7 protein-coding genes are annotated in these 5,292 nt (G+C 70.6%); 3 read left to right on the top strand and 4 right to left on the bottom strand.

The features are described from left to right. The first annotated feature begins 296 nt into the window (after positions 1 to 296). The gene (locus tag GT042_RS06275; RefSeq protein ID WP_161307705.1) at positions 297 to 992 is read left to right on the top strand and encodes a type 1 glutamine amidotransferase domain-containing protein; all 696 of its coding nucleotides are present in this window, start codon (positions 297 to 299) and stop codon (positions 990 to 992) included. Between the two features lie 2 nt (positions 993 to 994). After that, positions 995 to 1,612 (top strand): TetR/AcrR family transcriptional regulator, encoded by a 618-nt coding sequence (locus tag GT042_RS06270; protein WP_161307704.1) that lies wholly within the window; start codon positions 995 to 997, stop codon positions 1,610 to 1,612. Between the two features lie 103 nt (positions 1,613 to 1,715). On the opposite strand, the gene GT042_RS06265 is transcribed toward GT042_RS06270, so the two are convergent. From GT042_RS06265 to GT042_RS06250, 4 genes are all read right to left on the bottom strand, one after another. Beyond that, positions 1,716 to 2,741, bottom strand: a complete 1,026-nt coding sequence (locus GT042_RS06265) for a CHRD domain-containing protein (protein ID WP_161307703.1) — start codon at positions 2,739 to 2,741, stop codon at positions 1,716 to 1,718. Positions 2,742 to 3,006: 265 nt separating this feature from the next. Beyond that, entirely contained in the window at positions 3,007 to 3,513 is a 507-nt protein-coding gene (locus tag GT042_RS06260; RefSeq protein ID WP_161307702.1) for a peptidylprolyl isomerase, read from the bottom strand. 79 nt (positions 3,514 to 3,592) lie between these two features. Continuing rightward, positions 3,593 to 3,967: a toxin Doc gene (locus tag GT042_RS06255; RefSeq protein ID WP_161307701.1), complete on the bottom strand. Its 375-nt coding sequence runs from the start codon at positions 3,965 to 3,967 to the stop codon at positions 3,593 to 3,595. Further along, positions 3,967 to 4,209, bottom strand: coding sequence for a hypothetical protein (locus tag GT042_RS06250; RefSeq protein WP_161307700.1), 243 nt, complete (start codon positions 4,207 to 4,209; stop codon positions 3,967 to 3,969). Before GT042_RS06250 ends, GT042_RS06255 begins: the two co-directional genes overlap by 1 nt. A 119-nt stretch (positions 4,210 to 4,328) precedes the next feature. Here GT042_RS06250 and GT042_RS06245 point away from each other — a divergent pair, with 119 nt between their 5' ends. Beyond that, on the top strand, positions 4,329 to 5,036 hold the full coding sequence (locus GT042_RS06245; RefSeq protein ID WP_161307699.1) for a DedA family protein: 708 nt from the start codon (positions 4,329 to 4,331) through the stop codon (positions 5,034 to 5,036). Positions 5,037 to 5,292 lie beyond the last annotated feature (256 nt).

The following is a 5,292-nucleotide window of genomic DNA, read 5'->3' as shown; positions in this document are numbered from 1 at the left end:
GGCGCAGGCCGCCACGCAGGCGCGGGCCAGTTCCCGTACCGGAAGCCGCGCCGGCAGGGCGTGCTCCCGGGCCACGACCGAGACCCGGGAGAGCAGGCGGGGGTCGCCGCCGAGCGCGCGCCAGGCCGTTTCCGTACCGCTCAGGAATGCGTCCGTCATGTGATCATCATGCGGCTCACCGGCCCGTGGCGTGCTGGCTTCTCACCGTCCGGAGGACTACGTTCCACGGAGTAAGCGTCCTGACGATCAGAGTGCAGAACGTCAGACTGTGCGAATCCAGATGTGAGAGATGTGACATGGCGAAGATCCTTTTTGTGCTGACCGGCGCGGACCACTGGACGCTGGCGGACGGCACGCGGCACCCGAGCGGGTACTGGGCCGAGGAGGCCGTGGCTCCGTACCGGGCGTTCAAGGGGGCCGGCCACCGGATCGTGGTCGCCACCCCGGGCGGCGTGGTGCCGACCGTCGACAAGGGGAGCCTCGCCCCCGGCGCCAACGGCGGCCAGGAGGGCGCCGACGACATCATCCGCGCCCTCGCTTCGATGACCGAGCTCCAGCACCCCGTGAAGCTGGCGGAGGTCGATCTCGCCGACTTCGACGCGGTCTTCTACCCGGGCGGTCACGGTCCGATGGAGGACCTGGCCGTCGACGCGGACTCCGGAAGGCTGCTCACCGCGACCCTGGCCTCGGGCAAGCCTCTCGGCATCGTGTGCCACGGCCCGGCGGCGCTGCTGGCGGCGGAGGCCGTGGACGGCGCCTCGCCGTTCGCCGGTTACCGGGTGACCGGTTTCACCAACGACGAGGAGCGGCAGGGCGGGCTCGCCGACCGGGCGAAGTGGCTGCTCCAGGACCGGTTGGTGGAGATCGGCACGGACTTCCAGGAGGGCGGGTCGTGGGCCCCGCACGTGGTGGTCGACCGCAACCTGGTCACCGGGCAGAATCCGTCCTCGTCGGCGCCGCTCGCGGCCGAACTGCTCAAGCTGCTGGGCTGAGCGTGGCCACCGACCGGCTCACCGAAGTCCTCGACGCCACGTACGACTGCCTCGCCCGGTACGGCGTGCGGCGCACCACGATGGACGACATCGCCTCCACCATGGGTGTGTCGCGGTCGGCGGTCTACCAGTACGTGAACAGCAAGGACGACGCGTTCCGCCGGCTCGCCGAACGCCTGCACACCGAGGCGCTCGCCCAGGCCGGGCGGGCCGCGGCGGCCGACGCCCCGTACGCCGAGCGCGTCCGGGGCGTCCTGGACGCGAAACTCCGTCTGGTGCTGCGGCTGACCGGCGATTCGCCGCACACGGCGGAGCTGATGGACGCGAAGGCCCGGCTGTTCGGCGACATATGTCTCGGCTTCACGACGGAACTGCGCGGCCTGCTGACGGAGTTGTTCACCGACGCGGAGACCCACGCGGGACCTTCCGACGGCACGGCGACTCTCAGCCCGTCCGACGCCGCGGACGTCTGCCTCGCCCTGGTGAGGGGCCTGGAGTCGACACCCGACGGAGCACGCCTCCTGCCCCCGGCCGCCGACGCGTTGCTGACCGGCCTCCTCGGGGGAGCGCCTCAGGTCCGGCCGGCCGGGAGCGACGGCGCTACGGTGCCCGTGGGGTGACCCTCCCGGCCGACCATGACGTTCGACGAGTGGCGCGGCCAACTGGAGCGCCGGGGGACGGTGTTCAAAACCGGCCCCCGGGCGCTTCGGCGTCAGCCTGGGACTACTTGCCGCTGAGGAAGAGGTAGTCCGCCTTGTACGGGACCGATGCCTCGGGGTGGGTGGTGGGGTCGCACGTGCCGGTCGGGGCCACGCCTCCTTCCGTGTTCAGGCGCAGTACCAGCTTCGTGGTGGAGAATTCGCCGCCGGACGTGCCGGACTGGGTTGCCGCCAGGACCAGTTCGGGGATGTTGCCGTCACCGTTCGGGATCTTGTGGAGCACCTTGCCCGTGACGGCGGAGTGGTCCGGTGCGATCCACTGGGGCGGGCCCGTGGGGCCGGACTTCTGGAAGCTGTGGGCGATGTTCCCGTCGAGCGTGGCCTTCACGTTGTCCTGGGTGAACTTCCGGTCGCCACCGGGCTGCTTGGTGCAGGCGTAGATCTGGGCGCCGGTGACGACGGAGTGGAGGCTGTTGCCCCGGAAGGCCTCGGGGAGGTTCATCGGCAGCGGCAGCTGGTGGACCTGCCCTCGGACGGCGCCGCCCGGGAACTCCGCGGTGTGGAGGTTGAAGTAGAACTGTCCGGGGTCCGCCTTGAGACTCTTCAGCAGCGCCGCGTCGGTGACCTTGACGGTCCCGTAGACGGAGTCCCGGCCGCCGGGCAGCTTCTCGGTGAAGAAGGGGATCTTCACGTCGCCGTTGGTGCCCGCGCCGCCCTGGTGGATGTGGCCGGCGGTGGGCGTGCCGGTGCCCTTCCACGTGAAGGCGAAGGAGACCTCGTCGCCCTGGACGCGCATCAGCGCGATGGCGTGTCCGTCCTTGTCCCCGACCGCCGGGCCGCCCTTCGTGGGCACCTCGTTGGCACCGTTGAGCACGGAGGCGAAGAAGACGGCGTCGTTCCGGTCGACGGGGTCGTACTTACCGATCACGTCGACCGCCGGGGCGCCGGTGTGCGGGTGCCCGCTCGACTCCGCCGCCGAGGGGGCGACCGTACCCGCGGTGCCGGTGTCGTCACCCTCGCAGGCGGTCAGGAGCATCGCTCCCGCGGCTACGGCGGTGGCGGCGATCAGCTTGGCGCGGTGGTTCAACATGCGTGTCTCCCGAGGTCAGACGCTCCGGAACGTCCGGTGCGGTCACCACGGGGTACGAGGCCGGGACCCGGCCCCCTCAGCCGGTTACGGCTCCGGGACACAACGCCGACAGCACTCCGACAACCCCTACAAGATCAAGACGTCGGCGGCGTGACAGGCAGGAAACGGGGGGTGTTCCGGAAAAACGATCCGCCCCCGCACCGCCGACGGTGGTCGGGCGGCGGTGCGGGGGCGGATCAGGGGCTGAGAGGCTGAGCCGGGACGACTACTTGCCGGCCTCGTCGACGACGCCGGACGCCGCGACGGCGATCTTGGCGCGGGTGGCACCGGAGCGGGACCCCAGGGCCTCGATCTTCTTGACCAGGTCCTCGCCCTCGACGACCTCGCCGAAGACGACGTGCTTGCCGTCCAGCCACGGCGTCTTCACCGTGGTGATGAAGAACTGCGAGCCGTTGCTGTTCGGGCCGGCGTTCGCCATGGACAGCAGGAACGGCCGGTCGTGCGTGAGGGTGAAGCCCTCGTCGGCGAACTTCTCGCCGTAGATGCTCTTGCCACCCGTGCCGTCGCCCCGGGTGAAGTCGCCTCCCTGAAGCATGAAGTCCGGGATGACCCGGTGGAAGGGCGAGCCCTCGTAGCCGAAGCCGTGCACGCCGGTGGCCAGCTCCCGGAAGTTCTTGGCCGTCTTCGGTACGACGTCGTCGTACAGCTTGAAGACGATCCTTCCCGCGGCCTCGTCCTGGATGGTGATGTCGAAGTAAATGTTGCTAGGCATACGGACATCCTGTCACGACCGGTAGCGAGGGGTCGCACGGCGCTCGGGACTCGGTGGGCGAAGGCCCGTACCGGCAGCGTCAGATGCGCCACAGGCGCAGCTGCTCGGCCACGTCGTAGAGGGTCACACCGCCGGTCTGGATCTTGCGGACCAGCTCGGGGAGGGCGCCGTACGGCGGATCGATGCCCTCACCGGACTGCCCCATGTACTGGGCGGCGACGAGGGCCGCGAACCAGCTGTTGCGCTGGGGCAGCGGCTCCAGCCGCACGATCGTGTGCAGCAGTGCCGCCGCCCGCCAGGCCGCGTCGGGGTCGGCGGCGGCGAGCGTCGGCAGCTTCGTCCGGTGCCGGGCGACGGCCGCGACCAGCGCGGAGTAGTCCGCTATCGACACGTCCTCGGGGACGGCCCCTTCCTGGACGTCGAGCAGCCAGGGCACATCCACGTACAGGAGCATCAGGCGGCACTGGCTCCGTATCCGGGACGCTGAGCGGCGGGGATCTCCTCGGGGAAGGCCTCGTCGAACTGGCCGCGGAGCTTGTCGCCCCAGTCCAGCGCGCCGGTGACGAACGTCCTGCGCTGGTGTTCCCGGACGCCGAGGTCGTGCAGGTACTGCTTCAGGCTCTTGCCCTCGGCTGCCGCGGCGACCCGGACATGTTCGAGTTCCTCATCGGTGAAGGACACGTTCAGAGAAGGCATGACCGTACGGTACCTGATTGGTACCGCGCGGGAGAGCCCCCGTACGGAGACGGTCCCCCGGGTGGGGGCGCGCGCCCGGGGTGCGTCGGGTTCGTGGGGCGGAAGAGCAAGATGGGTTCATGGCCGCACCTCCCCTGCCTGGTCCGCTCGCGTACCTCGCACCCCTGCTCGACCACTACGGCTACCTGGCGGTCGGTCTGCTGGTCCTGGTCGAGGACTTCGGGGTGCCGGCGCCCGGCGAGACGATCCTGATCGCCGCGGCGGTCTACGCGGGGGCGGGGCAGCTCAACATCTTCGCCATCGCGGCGATCGCCGTCGCGGCGGCGATCGTCGGGGACAACATCGGGTACGTCATCGGCCGCACCGGCGGCCGGGCGTTCGTCCACCGGTGGGGGCGGTACATCTTCCTCACCCCGGAGAGATTCGGCCGGGCCGAGGACTTCTTCACCCGCAACGGCGGGAAGGTCGTCACGATCGCCCGCTTCGTGGAGGGATTGCGCCAGGCCAACGGGATCATCGCCGGGACGACGGGCATGCCGTGGTTGCGGTTCCTCGCGTTCAACAGCCTGGGGGCCGTGTTGTGGGTGGGGCTGTGGGCGGGGCTCGGCTATACGGCGGGCACGAACATCGGACCGATCTACGACGAGATCTCGCGCTACCAGACGTATGTGCTGATCGGGCTCGGGGTGCTGATCGCGGCGTTGATCGCGCGGCATGTGATCCGGCGCCGGAGGCGGCGGTCCGAGGAGGAACACGAGGAGCACGAGAAGGGGGAGGACGGGGACGGCGGGGACGGTACGAAGCCGGAGGAGCGGGCGGACGACTGAGCGAGCGCGGGGCGGTGTGCCGCGTACGCAGGTGACGCGCCGCACGGAGGCGCTGTGCGTCGTACGGCCCGGCCGGGCGGCCCCGGGTCAGATGCGCCGCTGGATCGCCTGGAGCGCCCCGTCCTTGCGGCCCGGCACCGCGCGGCGCAGCGATGTGAGCGCCGGGGCGAGTTCGCGGGCGCGTACGGGGTCGTCGAGCTGCTCCCACTGGTGATGGGCGCGGTCGACGTTCGCCTCGACGTCCTTGTCGTCGCCG

Source organism: Streptomyces sp. SID3212, assembly GCF_009865405.1.
Classification (GTDB): Bacteria; Actinomycetota; Actinomycetes; order Streptomycetales; family Streptomycetaceae; genus Streptomyces.
The sequence above is the reverse complement of the archived record's forward strand: the minus strand, read 5'-3'. Positions and strand labels throughout refer to the sequence as shown.